Source organism: uncultured Chloroflexus sp. (assembly GCF_937129525.1).
Classification (GTDB): Bacteria; Chloroflexota; Chloroflexia; order Chloroflexales; family Chloroflexaceae; genus Chloroflexus.
The window spans coordinates 1-16,652 of sequence record NZ_CAKZNK010000040.1 but is presented as its reverse complement, the minus strand read 5'-3'; the positions used below and the strand labels follow the sequence as shown (position 1 = coordinate 16,652).

Genomic DNA, 16,652 nt, shown 5'->3' with positions numbered 1-16,652 from the left:
CGCGGCAGAGGTCGTGCGCTGCTCACTGATACACAACAATATGCGCACTATTTTCATTATAGACGATGATGTCGCCTTCACGGCGAAATTGAAAGAGCAACTGAGTGAAGCTGGCTACCGCGTCCTGAACAGCAGCATTATCGCTCAAGCCGAGCGTGAATGCGCGCGCGAGCATCCCGATCTGGTGCTGCTCGAGGTGCGCACTGAAGGCGGCGCAGGTTGGGATGCTCTCCCGCGGCTGGCGGCGCTTCAGCCGGTTATCGTGCTCAGCAGCGCCGGCCTCGAAGAGAATGTGATGCGCGGATTTGCCGCCGGCGCTGCCGATTATGTTACCAAGCCCTACCGCACCGGCGAGCTGTTGGCCCGCATTCAGGCCCGCATGCTACCCGAAACGCCGGTAATCATGCCCAATCAGACAGCAGCCAGCGCTACAGGAGTGGAAACGATGACACCTCCGACCGGATCATCCCGTCGTCCTGCCCAGGAGGAGACCGAGTCGGTCTTTATGAGCGAAGCGGAAGAACTGGCTCTGCTGCGCAATACCGACAACGCGCCGATTCGCCAGTTGACCGAGAGTGAAGAGCAGGCCAGTTTTGGCCGCCGTTTGCGCGCCGAACGCCAGCGCCGCCATCTCACCCTCGTCCAGATTGAGAATGATATTAAAGTGCGGATGTACTATTTGCAGGCCATCGAAGACGAGCAGTGGTCGCTGCTGCCGCGCGGCCCGGCGGCGCTCCGCATGATGCGCGCCTATGCCACCTATTTCGGCATTGACTCATCAGCTGCCGAAGCCGAATATCGCGCCCGTTACCAGATCGATGAGAAAACACCATCGTTCTCGTTCACCGTGGGCAATGTCAATACCCGGTTTTCCCGGCGCGCCCCTCCGCGCTGGCTAATCGTTATCCTGGCGATTATCCTGGCTCTCGTTATCGCTGGCGGCGCTATTTCCTATTTCGATCCGGGGTTCATCACTCAGTTGTTGGGGCAATAAATCAGAGAGCGTCCAGAAGTTGCTCAACTTCTGGACGCTCTGTTTCGCCATCGACGCAAAACAGGATCTACGGCTTCTGCCAGGGTACGTCAACCACGCCGGCTCGCGCATTGGCCACCCGCGCTGCCACGAATAGAAAGTCCGACAGCCGGTTGAGATAGGTCAAAATCTCAGCCGCCACCGGTTCCTCAGCAGCCAGAGTTACCACCACCCGCTCAGCGCGGCGACAGATGGTGCGCGCCAGGTGTAGATACGCTGCCACCGCCGTGCCTCCGGGCAAAATAAACTGCTTGAGCGGGGCTAGCTCGCTCTCCATGGCATCGATCTGCGCTTCGAGAAATGCCGTCATCTCGGCAGTGACTCTTGGAATGTACGGCGATTCTTCAGGCGAGGCCAGGTCGGCTCCCACTACGAAGAGTTGATTCTGCACCACCGCCAGCGCGGCATCGAGCGCCGGATCAGGTCCGGCAGCTCGCGCAACACCTATCGCGGCGTTGCATTCGTCGGCAGTGCCATAGGCTTGCACGCGCAAGTCGTCTTTGCGAACGCGCTGGCCACCAAACAGACCGGTTTCACCGTTATCACCGGTGCGAGTGTAAATTTTCATCTGGATCCCAAAACTTGCTAAATAACGTAACTTTGATCAGTATGGCGTTATCAGTATACCACGGTCTAACACAGTTGCGCGCCGGCAAAGCGCCTGCGCCGGCTATTGCTGCAACGATGCGAAACCCGATCCGCCGCCGGTCAAACGCGCGCTGCCGTCCTTTCCGGCAACCAGAATGTTCCTTTCGTCGTCACAAAATTGCTTGCTTACCCTGGCCAAATTATTGGCTGCGATCTTGTCAAAATCGCGTTTGTTCGGCTATCCTTGGCAGTAGACGCCGTCATGTCGGGAGTATTGCCGTGACTACACATCAAACCCTTACACGTTATGCATGGCTCTCGATCGTTGCCGCTATCATGACGATCAGCCTCAAATTGGTTGCATACTGGCTGACCGATTCGATCGGATTGCTGGCCGATGCGCTCGAGTCGCTGGTGAATCTGGCGGCTGCCGTGATGGCATTATGGATCCTCACCATCGCGGCCCGTCCCGCCGACCACGATCACGCCTACGGTCACGGCAAAGCTGAGTATTTTGCCGGCGCTATCGAGGGCATCCTGATCATCGTGGCGGCTGGCGGCATTGCCTGGACGGCCATACAGCGCCTTATTGTGCCGCAGCCGCTCGATGTGTCGATAGCTGGCCTGATCGTCGCCGGCATCGCCACGCTCATCAACGGGACAGTTGCGCTGGTACTGCTTCGCGCCGGTCGTCATTACGACTCGCTCACGCTCGAAGCTGATGGCCACCATCTCCTTACCGATGTCTGGACATCGGTCGCGGTGGTCTGCGGGATCGGGCTGGTGGCGCTGACCGGCTGGTACGTTCTCGATCCGCTGATCGCGCTCGCCGTCGCCGTCAACATCACCATAACCGGCGCGCGGCTGGTGCGTAGCGCCGTGCTTGGCTTGATGGATACCGCGCTGCCTGCGCGCGAACTGGCCGCAATTCAGGCGGCGCTGGCCAATCTTGGCGAGCAGGGGTGCGACTATCATGCCCTCCGCACTCGTCAATCTGGCGCGCGTCGCTTCATCTCATTCCATCTGCTGGTGCCAGATACATGGAGCATTCAGCAAGCCCACGCAATGGCCGAAGAGGTCGAAGCCGCCGTGCGCGCTGCCGTTCCAAACAGTACCGTCTTCACTCATCTTGAACCACGCAACGATCCGGCGGCCTTCGCCGATATTGCCCTCGACCGCGCTGATGAGGCGGTCACCGAGGATGTCGCGGTCACGCGCTGAACACAACCTGCAGCGCGTGACCGGGCGCTTACAAGAAGGCAAACAAAGCCACCTGAACCAATCCAAAGACAATCAGGATGACAAGGAAGACGGCTGCCACTGCTCCCACGATCATTCCGGCGCTGACCGGACGGTACGGTTTGAGGGTTTCGCCAGCCAGCATCTGCCGCACTGCCTGCGCAATTTGAGCCGGGATTGTCCGGACGACAACCGGATCAATCCCAACCCACATCCAGTTTTCAGCGGCCAGCGGTATCAGCAGCTTGCGCGCTGGCGACCTGCTCAACTGGTACGGTTCATTGCCCGGCTGCCATGTGCCGACAATAAGATCGGCGCTCATCAGCAGATCGGCGTTGCCGGTCGCCGGATCAACGATGGCGAGCATCAGTTGCGGAAATTGCTGGCGCAACACTTCGGCAATCGGCGTTGCCAGCTCGCGGCTGGCAAGCACTGCCACCCGTACCTGCGCCTGTTGGCTGAGTTCGGCGCGTGAACGCGCCTGCGTATCGGCGCGTATCGCCAGTCCGTGAGTTACAATCACGCCGATAGCGATCAGGCTGAAGGCCAGAGCCTGGGCAAGATCGGCCAGCAACTGGCCACCGAACGTCTCACCCAGCCCAATGCTGATCAGCCGGAACAGAATGTAGAGCAGCGCCGGCAGCAGGGTAAGCGAAGCCACAAATACAAAGCCGAAGAGATAGATACGGCGCGCGAGCGAACTACGCTCCGCAATGCCGACTGCTCCGGCCATCATCGCTCTGCGTTGTACCTGCCGCCAGCATCCAACCCAGATCGACAATCCTACGATCAGGAAGGCCAAAAACCAGGCCAGTGGTTCGCGCAGATCGCTGAACATTTCAGCGCCACTCAGACCACGAATCACCAAACTGAGAATGCCGCCGATGCCGATCAGCGCTGCGAACTGACCAATCGCGGCCACCAGGTACCATGCCAGCCGCCGCACACCGGCCTGCCGCGGCCCTTCCGGAATCGCAGCCGCGTCGGCGCGCAAAACGCTGGCGTGATAGAGAGCGATAATCCCAGGAATGGCAATCGGTATCAGCACATCGCTGAGCGACCCTTCAACCGGTAATCCAAAAGCTGAACGCAACAGAGCGCTTATGAACGCGGTTGCAGTTGTTACCACGATCAGCGTTGCGATGACGATCACCAGGTAGAGGTACACCTTGCGCAACACCGACGATCGTTCGTCCTCTTCAGCGGTTGCGAAGAGACGCTGAGCGCGCCACCAGTGGCCTGACCATACCGCCAGGCCGATGACCAGACCGGTCACTGCCGGACTGAAGAGTCTACCCAGCCTGCCACTCTCAACCGGATTGAACACCAATTGCAACAACTGGTTGGCGCCATTTGCCCAAACGATTAGGCCGGCGCCGGCGGCAAACAAGAGATAGATTCGGCGCACCAGCGCGCCAGCGCCGGTTAACGGCGCCGCATGAGCGTCATTGCGCGCGACCAGGCTGTGATAGGCAAAGAGCGCGCCAAGCACCAGCGCAGAGACCAAACCGTACCAGAATTGGCTTTGAGTGTCGGCAAACCCATAACCAAAGACGAGCAGGAACACAGTCGATATCAGGTCGGACACACTGTTGATCAGCGGCAAGAGAAAAGCGGCCAGGTTTGCGTACAGATAGAGCTTCCGAATCGCCGAAGCGCGTTCATCGGGATCGCGGCGCGCCAGTCGCTCGCCCCAAAGCCAGTGGATTAACCAGAGCGGGAGACAGATCACGAGCGCAGCAAGCTGAAAAGCTGTGTTCGTAACCGATGGTTGATCCTGCGTCGCAAAGATCGGGTAGAGCAACCAGATCAGTGACCAGGCAAACCCTTGCAAACCGATAGTTGCGCTCAGATACAGGTACCAGCGCCGAACTGCTGCCATCTAGCAGCCTCCTTCCTGTGTCCAGCACCACTGCCACACCCGCCAGTTCGAACTACCGATTAATCGCCAACCATCTGGTGTCTGCTGTAACTCGAAGGTATAGGTAGAAGTGGACTGACCGCCGCCAAACAGGCCACTTCCGCGATAAATGACGATCTCGCGCGCCGTCACAGTGGCTTGATCGCCGTTGATCGTCACGCTGGCTATGTCATAGCTGACATCCTCTTCAGAGGGAAAAGGGCGTTGCAACTGCTGCCGCATTGCCTGCGCGCTCCGAGGATAGCCGGGCAATGCGGGCGAAAGAAAGCTGTACGCGCGCTCATAATCACCACGCTCAAGCGCCAGGATATAGTTGAAAACCACATCATCAGGATTACTGCCAGACCGATACTCTGGATTGGCGCGCGTGAAAACCACCACCACTGCCACAATGATCAGCAGGATCGATCCGCCGACAATCCCCAGTAACCAGCGATCGGTTGCCGCTATCCAGTTCAGCATAATACGTTCCTTTTTCAGGCACTAACAACTCACCACATACAACAGACGACGCAGATGCTGAATATGTTCACCGTCGCATTCGTTCGCGAGGCGGTACCCACTGATCGTGATTGCGATAGCGTCGCCGGAGTCTCCGGCCATAACCGCCGAGCAACCAGTTCCCTTTCGTAACCAGCCAGTCAGCGATCGTATGAGCTGCGCTTCCGGTGCAGAACCCGATCAGAAATGCCCATGTTTCATTCGGATAGATCGCCACCAGCCCCCCAACCCAGGCCGCTACTTCGCGATGATAGGCCGGCGCAGTGAGGCCGAGTTGACCGAGCAACCAGACCAGACCAAACAGGAAGCCATACACCACGCCGGCAAAATAACCTAACCGCAACAGTGGGGCGATGACCAGGCTATGGCTCCAAAATGCGCGATGCGGGATCAACCACATATATGGACGCCAGATCCAGAACAAGACCCCCCAGCGATTATCAATCGCCGAATCGAGATCGAGATCGGGAGAAAACATGATCCCCGACACGAGATGCGCCCCGCCCAACCAGAGACTACAGGCCAGAGCCGTCGGCGGCGCAAGCTGAGCATGATTGAGATACCAGGAATAGGCCAGCGGAGTTAATGCCGCGCCGCTGAAAACGGTAATGAGATCGTGAGTGCGAGCTGATGGCATAGTACTCAGAATCACTTTGACGGCACCGAACGCAACAGCGGTCTGGACAGTTGAAACGTCATCAACCCAAATAAGGATGAGTGCGTGTCCCGCCAATCCTGACGCGAAAGCATTCCGATCTTGCGTTAACGGGCCAATCCAGGGTAGCAAAAACGCGATCAACAGCAGAAGGAAGCTGTATTGATCACAGTTTTTCAAAGATAGAGTATCCAGAGCAGTGAAGAATTGAAAACAGGCAAAATAATTATAATTTATCCAAAATCCGTTCATGTGACGCAAGCGCACTCACAAAGTTTGCTCTATCGCGGCGCGCTACACACGGAAATGACTGAATGTGAAAGGGAATTCTGCCGCTCTTACTCTATCAGACCACTATATTCGATGTCAAGGTCTAGCCTGTCAGAATCACCTCTTCGCCATTGTAACGCACAAATCCTGGATTTTCCCCGCTCTTCCAACCTTTCTGCTATAATAGCACGTGTGTTCGCTCTTCGGGGAGGTTTGCATGGAACTGCCATCTCTTGCCGATTTACCCGGCCAGCCGCCGGGGCCACGGCTCGCATTCGCAAGCGACCGGCAGCGCGCCGATGAGATCGCCGAGACGCTGGCAGCGCTGGCCAATGCCCACGGAGGCGCGCTGATTATGAGTGGCGGTCGCGGGACACAACTGGCCCCGCTCCGCGATCCTGTCGCCGCCACCGAGCTGGCGCTTGCCGCAGCCCTCTCATGCGCACCGCCCCTGATCATTCCCCTGCCACAAGTGGTTGTCTATCAGGAGATGCCGGTGCTGGTAGTCGAAGTGCCGGCAGGATTGCCGTATGTCTATGCGGTCAATGGTCGCTACCTGCGCCGTGAAGGCGCCGCCAACCAACCGCTGGCGCCGGCTGCGCTGTACCGCCTGTTGAGCGAACGGGCCGATCTTGGCTGGGAACGACAGCTTCCTCCCGGCGTAAGTCTGGCCGATCTCGATATCGACCTGATCACCGCCTATGCCCGCCGCGTCGGACCGCCCGCTGGCGATGATCCATTGGCGCTCTTGACCCGTCGCGGGTGCCTGATCGATGGCGTCCCCACCAACGCCGGCCTGATCCTTTTCGGTCGCGATGTCGCGGCTCATTTTCCCCAGGCCGAGATCACGCTGGTGCGCTATCGCGGTCGCGAGCCGGATGACGTATTCGAGCGGGAAGACATCTGCGCGCCGCTACCCGAAGCGATCCGCCGCGCCGAACGCTGGCTCAACGAGCATATGCGCAAAGGATCGCGCATGGTCGGTTTAGAACGCGAAGATTGGATTCAGTTTCCGCCTGGCGCCGTGCGCGAGGCGCTGGTCAATGCCGCTGCCCATCGTGATTACGCTGCGCGTGGTGATCGGATCCGGATTACCCTCTTCAGTAACCGTCTTGAAGTCTATTCACCCGGACGCCTGCCCGGTCACGTCACGCTCGATAATATCCGCGCCGAACGCTTCTCTCGCAACCCTGCGATCGTGCAAGTGTTAGCCGATCTTGGTCTGGTCGAGCGCCTTGGTTATGGGATCGATCGCATGCTGCGCCAGCTTGCCGCTGCCGGTTTGCCGCCCGCCACCTTCCGCGAGACGGCGGCTGGGTTCCTTGTCATCCTGCCCGGTCAACCGATGGCCGAAGAGCTGCCCGGTGGGGTCGATACCACGGCCTGGCGTCGGATGGGATTGAATGAGCGTCAAATCAATGCGCTCCTGTTTGTGGTGGAACAGCAGCGCATCACTAATCGCGATCTGCAAGATCTGTATCCCGACGTGAGCGCCGAGACGATCCGCCGCGATCTGTCCGATCTGGTACATCGTGGCCTGCTGTTGAAGGTGGGCGATAAGCGCGCTACATACTATATTCTCAAATGACCCGGTATTGCCGCCATTGATGAAGCGTTGCCCGGACGCGCGCTTCCAGCGCCGCGTTTCGGATGGCATCATCCCTGAAATCCTTATGAACGAGATGAACGAGATCGTTGTCATTCTGCATCGCCCGCGCGATCCGCGGAACATCGGCACCGTCGCGCGCGCTATGCTCAACACCGGTTTTCGCCATCTGCGTCTGGTCGATCCGGCGCCGTTCGATCGCGCTGCGATCGCCGCCGTTGCCCATCGCCCCGATCCGATCCTGTCGGCACTCGCCATCTATCCCGATCTATCTGCCGCTATTGCCGACATTCGCCATCTCGTTGGCGCCAGTGACCGGCCTCACCCCAGGTTGCCGTGGCGCAACGATGTGCGGCAGTGGGCGGTTGAAACGCGCCAACGCGCCGCCACCGCAGGCCCGGTAGCCCTCCTCTTCGGCGCCGAAGACAACGGTCTCAGCCGGGCTGAGCTGAGCTGCTGCCACGAGATTATCGGTTTACCGGTCGATCCCGCCTACCCCGCGCTCAACCTCGCTCAAGCCGTCTTGCTCACCCTGTATGAACTACAGCAAGCTTCGCCTCCGACCGCTCCCCCATTGCCGCCCGCCGAACCGCCGGCTGAACTCGCCGCGCTCGATCAGTTAGCTTCGGTGATCGACGCACTCATCAAAGCCACCCATTTCGTCAAGAGTGGCAATGGCCTGGCGCTCCGCCAACGCCTGCGCGCGATCATCACCCGCGCCGCGCTCAGCCAACGCGATGCCGCCATCGTCACTGCGCTCCTGCGTGAGGCGATACGCCTGATCGCGACCGAACGCAACCCGGCGAACGAAGAACAGCAAGTGTCATCGCAGCGTATGCCCGACTGATGGGGGGCAGACCCTCTCGACTGATGAACCGTTCCAATACCTGCAAACGGCATATTGACAGACTTTGCTTGTGTATTCTACACTATTCAATACAGGCAACACGCTCTGGTATGGAAAGGAAGTAACATCTATGACCATCGAGCGCCCGGAAGCGTTCGTCTTCTTTGGTCCCCAAACCGTCGTTGGCCCTGAACTGAAGCCTGGAGACAAGGCTCCCGATTTCAAGCTGGTCAACAGCAAAATGCAGACGGTGACGCTGGCTGATTTTGCTGGCAAACCGCTGCTAATCAGTGTCGTGCCCTCGCTCGATACCGGTGTGTGCAGCAAGCAAACGACCCGCTTCAACGAAGAGGCAGCCCGGTTGGCCGATCAGGCCTCATTTATCACCGTCAGCGCCGACCTGCCCTTCGCGCAAGCCCGCTGGTGCAGCGCCAATGGCGCCGACGCCATCCAGACTCTCTCCGATCACCGCGATATGAATTTCGCAATGGCCTACGGCACCTACGTTCCTGCCTACCGGATCGAGCAGCGGGCCGTGTTTGTAGTCGACCGAGATGGGATCATCCGCTACAGCGAATACGTGCCGGTTGCCGGTCAGGAACCGAATTACGACGCCGCGCTAGAAGCGCTCAAAGCGCTACTGTAACGATCAACATGGCGACTGCAACCACACTGGCCGGCGCAGTCGCCACACCACATTTAATGAAGACGGCTACCCCCCATCTGTTAACCACTGCTTGACACGACACCGGCCAGGCAACTTCGCTTGCCGCCAGCGCTTCCTTATGCTATACTGCTCGCCGGCATTGCAGAATGCCAAATACGCACACCCGAAGGCGCAGCCGCTCCTGCCGGTAATCACCGGTTCAGGCTGCGAGATACGACGGGTGGAGGTGGTCTTGACCAGAGTAAGGAGCAAAGAAAGGTTATGAGTCAAACATTGCCGCGTGTAGTAACGATTCGTGAATTGTTGGAAGCGGGCGCGCACTTCGGCCATCCCACCAATCGCTGGAATCCGAAGATGAAGCCCTACATCTTCACCGCCCGCAATGGCATCCACATCATTGACCTGCAAAAGACGGTAACCGGACTCAGTCGAGCGTATCAGTTCATTACCGAACTTACTGCGCGCGGCGAGAAGATCCTCTTCGTCGGCACCAAAAAGCAGGCCCAGGAAGCGATTATGGAAGAAGCGGTACGCGCCGGCCAGTTTTACATCAATCGGCGCTGGCTGGGTGGTACCCTAACCAACTTCGCAACGATCAAACGCCGGCTGAAACTGCTGAGCGATCTGGAAGAGCGGCGCGATCGTGGCGATTTTGCCCGTCTGACCAAGGCAGAAGCTGCCAAACTTGAAGAGAAAATCGTTCGGCTGAATCGGGTCTTTGCCGGCCTGAAGGGTATGGAACGCTTGCCCGGCGCGATCTTTATCGTTGATCCGCGCAAAGAAGAGCTGGCAGTGCGCGAAGCAGACAAAGAGGGCATTCCGATTGTGGCGATGGTCGATACCAACTGTGATCCCGACCCAATCGATTATGTCATTCCCTGCAACGATGATGCCATTCGCGGTATCCGCTTGATGGCCAGCAAGATTGCCGATGCCGCCATCGAGGGAATGCGACGGCTTGAAGCGATGCAGGAGTAATGTCCGAATTGCCCTGCTGAAATCGGCAACGTCGGTTTGCATTGTCTTGATCGAAGGCGTACAATTTCCATAGCAGGCAATCACCGGCTACCCCTCTGGACAAACTCGTGAAGAGGGATCAACGCGAGCGATACATCACTCGACCGGTTGCTCAACGGATGAGCCTGGCAAGTGCCGATCACTTGCAATCACATTCCGGTCACGATAGCGCAAACCGGCTTGCACGGGGGGGCGCTCGCCCCTCCGTCGCGCGATCTGAACTATTATTCGCATCCAACGGCATACAGGAATCAAACCTTTAGGCAGTCGCGCGATCTGAACTATTATTCGCATCCAACGGCATACAGGAATCAAACCTTTAGGCAGAGGGAGCAATACCGTGGCGGTATCAATTGAACTGGTAAAGGAATTACGCGAACGCACCGGCGCCGGCATCAAGGAATGCCGTGATATTCTCGAACAGACTGGCGGCGATATTAACAAGGCTATCGAGATTTTGCGCGAACGCGGGATCGAAGCGGCAGCGAAGAAGGCAACCCGCGAAGCCAATGAGGGTCTGATCGGCATCTACGTTCACTACGGCTCGCGCATTGCGGCAATGGTCGAGCTGAGCTGCGAGACCGACTTCGTGGCTCGCACCGCCGAGTTTGGTCAACTGGCCAACGATCTTGCCCAGCATATCGTTGCGCTCAACCCGCGCTTCATTAGCGTCAATGAAGTGACTGACGAGATGATCGCCGAGAGCGGCCAGTCGCGCCAGGCCTTCATTGAAGAGACGGTGCTCCTTGAGCAGAAGTTTATCAAAGACCCTGCCCGCACTATCGAAGAAAAGATCAAGGAAGCGATCGCCAAACTGGGCGAAAATATCGTTGTCCGGCGTTTCGTGCGCTACGAAGTTGGCGCTTGATGTCTTATATTAGACCGGGCGGTTTGTGGAAACGCGAGCCGCCCGGTTCACTGTTAAGTGGTGAGTGGTTCCATGCAACAACCAAAATATCGCCGGATTCTGATTAAACTGAGCGGTGAACAGATTAAGGGTAACGATGGCGAGGTCGTCAGCTATGATATGCTCGACTTCCTCGCCCAGGAGATTGGCCGGGTTCATCGCCACGGAGTCGAGGTTGCGGTCGTAGTCGGCGGCGGCAATATCTGGCGCGGTCAGCGTGCCATTGAGCGCGGAATGGATGCAGCGCAATCGCACTATATGGGCATGCTGGCAACGATTATTAATGCGCTGGCTATGCAAGACGCGCTCGAACGCCACGGCCTCGATACCCGCGCAATGACAGCTATTAAAATGGATGAAGTAGCGGAACCGTACATCCGACGACGGGCAACGCACCATCTCGAGAAGGGGCGCGTCATCATTCTGGCTGCCGGCACGGGCAATCCCTACTTCACAACCGACTCGGCGGCGGCGCTGCGCGCCGCCGAGATCCATGCCGAAGTGATCTTGATGGCTAAGAACGGCGTCGATGGTGTTTATGACGACGATCCACGTCGTAACCCGGCGGCGACCCGGTTTGATCATATTCACTACCTCGACGCACTCAACCGCGGCCTGACAGTTATGGATAGCACGGCGCTGACATTCTGCATGGATAACAATCTGCCGATTATTGTCTTTAATGCGTTAGAACCCGGTACCATCGAGCGGATTGTCATGGGTGAGCACGTTGGTACCCTGGTAAGTAATCAGCGAGGAGGCGCGTAATGCTGAACGATGTCATATCCGAGTATGAGGCGCATCTGAAGAAAGCAACCGAGGCGCTACGTCATCATCTGGCCTCAATCCGCACCGGACGCGCCTCGGCAGCGCTGGTTGAGCATTTACACGTCGAGGCTTACGGCACAACAATGCCACTGAATCAACTGGCGAATATCAGCGTGCCTGAAGCGCGCATGATTGTCATCCAGCCTTACGATACCGGCATGATCAAGGCAATCGAAAAGGCGATTCAGCAGTCGGATCTGGGGCTGAACCCGAGCAACGATGGCCGGATCATTCGCCTGCCGGTGCCGCCGCTGACCGAAGAGCGGCGTCGCGAACTGGTCAAGATGGTGCGTCATCGTGTCGAAGAGGTAAAGATTTCAGTGCGCAATCAGCGACGTGATGCGATCGATGATCTGAAAAAACTGGAAGCTGAGAAATTGATCAGCGAAGACGACTTGCACCGTGGTCAGGAACGGATTCAACAGTTGACCGACCGCTGCACTCGCGAACTCGAACAGATCGGCGCGGAAAAGGAAGCGGAAGTGATGGCTGTTTAATGCTATCGCTGAGAGGCGCGATCATATGAGTCAGGATGGCATGCCAGTCGGCACAAAAATTCCGCAACATATTGCGGTTATTATGGACGGTAACGGGCGCTGGGCAAAACAGCGCGGTTTGCCGCGTCTCGCTGGCCATCGCGCCGGCACCGAAAACATTCGCCCCATTGTCACCGAATGCGCCCGTCTTGGTGTGCGCGTGCTGACTCTGTACGCCTTCTCCACCGAAAACTGGAACCGGCCATCGGTTGAGGTGCAGGGGCTGATGCAGATTCTGAGCGATTTCATCGACCGTGAGATCCGTAATCTTCACGCTCAGAATGTTCACTTGCGCCACCTCGGTCGCCTCGAAGGCCTCAGCCCCCATCTCCGCGAAAAAGTGAACTATGCGATTGAATTGACCCGTCACAATACCGGTCTGACTCTGGCAATTGCGTTTAACTATGGTGGCCGCGCTGATATTGTCGATGCGGTGCGCGCTATCGTTGCCAGCGGCATTCCCGCTGATCAGATAACCGATGAAGTCATCAGCGCACACCTCTCAACTCACGGCTTGCCTGATCCTGATATGATTATTCGTACCAGTGGCGAACGCCGTCTCTCGAATTTTCTGATCTGGCAGTCGGCTTACAGCGAGTACTGGTTTACGCCGGTGTTCTGGCCTGATTTTCGCCCAGAGCATCTGCATCAGGCAATTCTTGATTATGGAAGGCGCGAACGCCGCTTCGGCGGGCTCCTCGAGTCGAGCTAATACGCTAGTAACTCGTATCGCCAGTGTGGTGGTGCTGCTGCCACTGATCATTGCCGGTGTATGGTGGCCGCCCACTACGGTGTTGCTTGCCGCCCTGGTGATTGCGCTCGCTATCGGCGAATTGTTTGCGATACTGCGCCACGGCGGCTATGTTCCGCGCTTGATCGAGGGGATCGCAATCGGATGGCTGATCTGCGCCGCGACCTTCTTCCAACCTCTCACGACAATCGATCTCGTCCTGGTCGTTGTGTTTGGCTCGATTATTGGCGCGCTGGTGAGTGAAATTGCTCGCCGCGATCGCCAGACCAGCCTGCTCAGTTGGGCGCTCACCTTTGCCGGCGCGTATTATGTCGGTGGCCTGTTAAGCAGTTACCTTTTGTTGCGGCAACTGGAAACTCCCCTTCAGCCGGGATGGCTGGCCTTCGCGCAGATCCCCCCTGGCGCAGCCTGGGTTTTCTTCACGCTGGCAATCACCTGGCTGCAAGATACGGGAGCTTTTTTTATTGGTCGTTCCTTTGGCCGAACGCAAATGGCTCCTGTTCTCAGCCCCAAGAAGAGTTGGGAAGGCTTTTTCGGCGGCATGGCCGCCGCCATCGCTACCGCCCTGTTTTGCGTTCCCTTGCTTGGCTTGCCGATCACGCTGCTTGAAGCGACGATCCTCGGAGTCGCTGCCGGTATCTTTGGCCCGCTCGGTGATCTGGCCGAGTCGCTGATCAAACGTCAGGTTGGCGTAAAAGACTCCGGTTTTATCATTCCCGGCCATGGCGGCATTCTCGACCGTATCGATAGTATTCTCTTCACCGGGCCGGTCATTTATTACCTTATTGTGCTTTTCACACAATGAATGGTTACGTCCGACAGCAATCTGGATTCGCCCCAGGAAATTGGTATGATTGCACCGACTACCACCCAACAGCAATGGCTACCTGACCTGGCCCTGGCCGGCTTTGAGACCCGACCGCTCGACGTGGCCGGCGGCCATGCCGTACTGGTGCGGCAGTGCGATCCGCCACGTCAAGGGATGGCTGTGCTCTACGTTCACGGTTATTCTGATTACTTTTTTCAGAGCCATCTGGCTGACGTTTTTCGCGCTCACGGTTACGCTTTTTACGCTATCGACCTGCCCGGACACGGACGAGCATTGCAACCCAATCAGATCCCCTGTTTTTACCGCGCCATTGCCGATTTTTACCCCTTTATCGATGCGGCAATCGATGTTATTGACGCCGAACATCATCGTCCCTGGATCGTTCTGCACGGTCATTCTGCGGGAGGCCTGGTCACGGCTCTGTACGCAGCCGAAGGCGGACGACGCGACCGGATCGGCGCACTGGCGCTCAACAGTCCCTTCTTTGATTTTATGATCGATCGGGTTACCCGCGCCTCTATTCCGCTGGTGATGCTATTAGGGCGCCTCCAACCAACGCGAATTGTCGGCAAACTCTCACCGGTGTACGGTGAGACAATCTATCGCGGTACCGGCGGTGAATGGGAATTTGATCAACGCTGGAAACCGGTTGCCGGCATTCCGATGCGAGCGGGAACAGCGCGCGCTATCTTGCTGGCCCAGCGCCGTTTGCGCCGCGGTCTCGGCATTCGTTGCCCCATCTTGATTGCTCACTCGGCCCGCTCGGCCTGGCCAACTCCTGGCAGTCCGGCAATCAGGCAGGCTGATATTGTGCTCGATGTCGCCCACATGCGGCGCGATGGCCCTCTGCTCGGTGATGATGTGACTATGATCGCCATTGAAGGCGGCTTTCATGACCTGGCGCTCTCTCCACAACCGGCGCGCGAACGCTATTTTGCCGAAATGATGGGGTGGTTGAGCGACGTAGTTACTGCCAGAGCTACTTCGTAGCTCCCAAAATATCTCCATTGTCAATCAGGTTATCTCGTGTTATAACCGTCTCAGGAATATAAAGTGTGTTCATCGTTTTGTGGCCAGTGTTGTTCAAAAGAATTAGAGCGGCAACGCATACCACAAGGAGCGACACGAAAGCATAAAAGCGGCAACGTATACCTGACAAGGAGAAAAGCTAATGCACAGTCGCATCGCCATCGCACTCATCATTTGCGCGCTCGTCAGCAGTCTCCCAACAACCACAGCGCAGCAACCTGCCAGTGTCACCACGATCTATGTTCCGGTAATATCAGCGAACCGTATTCAACCGTTTGGTTTCGAAACAAGTACTGGTGCGCTTTATAATCCAGCAGTATACGCGCAAGCTGGCGCAATGAATGCCAACTGGGTGCGCCTCAATACAATCAGTTGGCGCGAAGCGCAGCCAACGCCCGACAGCCCGATAAACTGGAATGCTCCCAGTTTCCAGCAGTTTGAGCAGGAAGCGCAGGCAGCCAGCGCGCTTGGATTGCAGGCAATGGCAATCATCGACGACCACCCGTCCTGGGCTACCGGTAACAGCAGTAAAATTTGTGCCGCCATCCTTGACGAATACCATGATGAATTTGCAGCCTTTGTCCAGGCCGTTGTTGCCCGTTACAGTCAGTCGCCATATTTCGTGCGCTACTGGGAATTGGGCAATGAGCCAGATGTAGATCCGTCTTTGCTCAGTGGCACTGAACCATTCGGTTGCTGGGGTGACAAAAACGATGAATACTACGGGGGAGAACGATACGGGCGCATGCTTCGCGTCGTGACGCCAGCAATCCGCACTGCCGATCCAGGAGCAAAAGTTATCTTCGGTGGATTGTTAATGGATCGACCAGCTAATACCTTGCCATCCCACGAAGGCAAGCCGTTTAACTTTCTCGAAGGCGCGCTGCGAGCTGGAGCGGCTCCCTTCTTTGACATTCTCGCTTTCCATGCTTACGCAGTCTTTTATCCGGCGCTCAGTAATACCGACATTGACCTCACTCAGGGAGTCTGGGCAAGTCGCGGGGGGTTAACTCTCGGTAAAGTGCGGTTTCTGCGTGATGTGCTACAACGGTATGGCGTAAATAAACCGATTATTCTGAACGAAACCGGGTTGCGTTGCTGGCAACCTTGCGGCAATCTTGCCCTGCACGAGCAAGCGCAAGCAAATCATCTCATCCGCTCATCGATGCGAGCTTTCGCAAATGGGGTAGAAGCGTACATCTGGTATACTTTGCAAGGCGCGGGATGGCAGGATTCAGGTTTGTTAGACGGTAACCAGCAACCTCGCCCCGCGTACACTGCAATGAAAGTAGCAATCGAACGCCTTAATGAAGTGCGCTTCCCTCCTCAATCGTTTACCGGCTATGGCTCTGGCCTGGAAGCATACCGCTTCAGTGGCAATAACTTCGCGCTCGATGTGATCTGGTCGGTTGACGCAACGACGCGAAC

Annotated in this window: 17 protein-coding genes; 13 read left to right on the top strand and 4 right to left on the bottom strand. The window is 57.4% G+C overall.

The window, feature by feature from the left end:
- Positions 1-40: 40 nt before the first annotated feature.
- Complete coding sequence (locus Q0650_RS03825; RefSeq protein ID WP_298816089.1) at positions 41-994, top strand: response regulator; 954 nt, start codon at positions 41-43, stop codon at positions 992-994.
- A 67-nt stretch (positions 995-1,061) separates the two neighbouring features.
- On the opposite strand, the gene Q0650_RS03820 is transcribed toward Q0650_RS03825, so the two are convergent.
- On the bottom strand, positions 1,062-1,601 hold the full coding sequence (locus Q0650_RS03820; protein ID WP_298816087.1) for a cob(I)yrinic acid a,c-diamide adenosyltransferase: 540 nt from the start codon (positions 1,599-1,601) through the stop codon (positions 1,062-1,064).
- A gap of 299 nt (positions 1,602-1,900) precedes the next feature.
- Between Q0650_RS03820 and Q0650_RS03815 the strand changes: the two genes are divergently transcribed.
- A complete protein-coding gene (locus tag Q0650_RS03815) occupies positions 1,901-2,842 on the top strand; it encodes a cation diffusion facilitator family transporter (protein ID WP_298816085.1) in 942 nt (313 codons plus the stop codon).
- Between the two features lie 28 nt (positions 2,843-2,870).
- Here Q0650_RS03815 and Q0650_RS03810 read toward each other — a convergent pair whose 3' ends face one another.
- The 3 genes from Q0650_RS03810 to Q0650_RS03800 all read right to left on the bottom strand — a co-directional run bounded on the left by Q0650_RS03810 (position 2,871) and on the right by Q0650_RS03800 (position 5,919).
- Positions 2,871-4,742, bottom strand: a complete 1,872-nt coding sequence (locus Q0650_RS03810; protein ID WP_298816083.1) for a DUF5671 domain-containing protein — start codon at positions 4,740-4,742, stop codon at positions 2,871-2,873.
- The gene (locus tag Q0650_RS03805; RefSeq protein WP_298816081.1) at positions 4,743-5,243 is read right to left on the bottom strand and encodes a hypothetical protein; all 501 of its coding nucleotides are present in this window, start codon (positions 5,241-5,243) and stop codon (positions 4,743-4,745) included.
- A gap of 67 nt (positions 5,244-5,310) precedes the next feature.
- Positions 5,311-5,919, bottom strand: coding sequence for a metal-binding protein (locus Q0650_RS03800; RefSeq protein WP_298816079.1), 609 nt, complete (start codon positions 5,917-5,919; stop codon positions 5,311-5,313).
- Positions 5,920-6,424: 505 nt separating this feature from the next.
- On the opposite strand from Q0650_RS03800, the gene Q0650_RS03795 reads away from it, so the two are divergent.
- The 11 genes from Q0650_RS03795 to Q0650_RS03745 all read left to right on the top strand — a co-directional run.
- Positions 6,425-7,795 (top strand): ATP-binding protein, encoded by a 1,371-nt coding sequence (locus Q0650_RS03795; RefSeq protein ID WP_298816077.1) that lies wholly within the window; start codon positions 6,425-6,427, stop codon positions 7,793-7,795.
- Between the two features lie 85 nt (positions 7,796-7,880).
- Positions 7,881-8,660, top strand: a complete 780-nt coding sequence (locus tag Q0650_RS03790) for an RNA methyltransferase (protein WP_298816076.1) — start codon at positions 7,881-7,883, stop codon at positions 8,658-8,660.
- A gap of 130 nt (positions 8,661-8,790) precedes the next feature.
- On the top strand, positions 8,791-9,306 hold the full coding sequence (tpx, locus tag Q0650_RS03785) for a thiol peroxidase (RefSeq protein WP_298816074.1): 516 nt from the start codon (positions 8,791-8,793) through the stop codon (positions 9,304-9,306).
- A gap of 282 nt (positions 9,307-9,588) precedes the next feature.
- A complete protein-coding gene (gene rpsB / locus Q0650_RS03780) occupies positions 9,589-10,305 on the top strand; it encodes a 30S ribosomal protein S2 (RefSeq protein ID WP_298816072.1) in 717 nt (238 codons plus the stop codon).
- 379 nt (positions 10,306-10,684) lie between these two features.
- The gene (tsf, locus tag Q0650_RS03775) at positions 10,685-11,212 is read left to right on the top strand and encodes a translation elongation factor Ts (RefSeq protein WP_298816070.1); all 528 of its coding nucleotides are present in this window, start codon (positions 10,685-10,687) and stop codon (positions 11,210-11,212) included.
- 72 nt (positions 11,213-11,284) lie between these two features.
- The gene (pyrH, locus tag Q0650_RS03770; RefSeq protein WP_298816068.1) at positions 11,285-12,019 is read left to right on the top strand and encodes a UMP kinase; all 735 of its coding nucleotides are present in this window, start codon (positions 11,285-11,287) and stop codon (positions 12,017-12,019) included.
- Complete coding sequence (gene frr, locus Q0650_RS03765) at positions 12,019-12,576, top strand: ribosome recycling factor (RefSeq protein ID WP_298816066.1); 558 nt, start codon at positions 12,019-12,021, stop codon at positions 12,574-12,576. Before pyrH ends, frr begins: the two co-directional genes overlap by 1 nt.
- 25 nt (positions 12,577-12,601) lie before the next feature.
- Positions 12,602-13,327 carry an isoprenyl transferase gene (locus tag Q0650_RS03760; protein WP_298816065.1) on the top strand — a complete coding sequence of 242 codons (726 nt, stop codon included), beginning with the start codon at positions 12,602-12,604 and terminating at the stop codon, positions 13,325-13,327.
- A complete protein-coding gene (locus Q0650_RS03755) occupies positions 13,281-14,171 on the top strand; it encodes a phosphatidate cytidylyltransferase (RefSeq protein WP_298816064.1) in 891 nt (296 codons plus the stop codon). Before Q0650_RS03760 ends, Q0650_RS03755 begins: the two co-directional genes overlap by 47 nt.
- 45 nt (positions 14,172-14,216) lie before the next feature.
- Positions 14,217-15,185: an alpha/beta hydrolase gene (locus tag Q0650_RS03750; RefSeq protein ID WP_298816062.1), complete on the top strand. Its 969-nt coding sequence runs from the start codon at positions 14,217-14,219 to the stop codon at positions 15,183-15,185.
- 181 nt (positions 15,186-15,366) lie between these two features.
- A partial coding sequence (locus Q0650_RS03745) for a cellulase family glycosylhydrolase (RefSeq protein ID WP_298816060.1) occupies positions 15,367-16,652 on the top strand: 1,286 nt, incomplete at its 3' end.

Bases quoted from the DNA above. Each gene is read 5' to 3' on its own strand.
- Q0650_RS03750 (WP_298816062.1), top strand. From the start codon at position 14,217: ATGATTGCACCGACTACCACCCAACAGCAATGGCTACCTGACCTGGCC.
- Q0650_RS03795 (WP_298816077.1), top strand. From the start codon at position 6,425: ATGGAACTGCCATCTCTTGCCGATTTACCCGGCCAGCCGCCGGGGCCA.
- Q0650_RS03790 (WP_298816076.1), top strand. From the start codon at position 7,881: ATGAACGAGATGAACGAGATCGTTGTCATTCTGCATCGCCCGCGCGAT.
- Q0650_RS03800 (WP_298816079.1), bottom strand. From the start codon at position 5,919: ATGCCATCAGCTCGCACTCACGATCTCATTACCGTTTTCAGCGGCGCG.
- Q0650_RS03755 (WP_298816064.1), top strand. From the start codon at position 13,281: ATGGAAGGCGCGAACGCCGCTTCGGCGGGCTCCTCGAGTCGAGCTAAT.
- Q0650_RS03820 (WP_298816087.1), bottom strand. From the start codon at position 1,601: ATGAAAATTTACACTCGCACCGGTGATAACGGTGAAACCGGTCTGTTT.
- rpsB (WP_298816072.1), top strand. From the start codon at position 9,589: ATGAGTCAAACATTGCCGCGTGTAGTAACGATTCGTGAATTGTTGGAA.
- Q0650_RS03825 (WP_298816089.1), top strand. From the start codon at position 41: ATGCGCACTATTTTCATTATAGACGATGATGTCGCCTTCACGGCGAAA.
- tpx (WP_298816074.1), top strand. From the start codon at position 8,791: ATGACCATCGAGCGCCCGGAAGCGTTCGTCTTCTTTGGTCCCCAAACC.
- Q0650_RS03805 (WP_298816081.1), bottom strand. From the start codon at position 5,243: ATGCTGAACTGGATAGCGGCAACCGATCGCTGGTTACTGGGGATTGTC.
- Q0650_RS03760 (WP_298816065.1), top strand. From the start codon at position 12,602: ATGAGTCAGGATGGCATGCCAGTCGGCACAAAAATTCCGCAACATATT.
- Q0650_RS03810 (WP_298816083.1), bottom strand. From the start codon at position 4,742: ATGGCAGCAGTTCGGCGCTGGTACCTGTATCTGAGCGCAACTATCGGT.
- frr (WP_298816066.1), top strand. From the start codon at position 12,019: ATGCTGAACGATGTCATATCCGAGTATGAGGCGCATCTGAAGAAAGCA.
- pyrH (WP_298816068.1), top strand. From the start codon at position 11,285: ATGCAACAACCAAAATATCGCCGGATTCTGATTAAACTGAGCGGTGAA.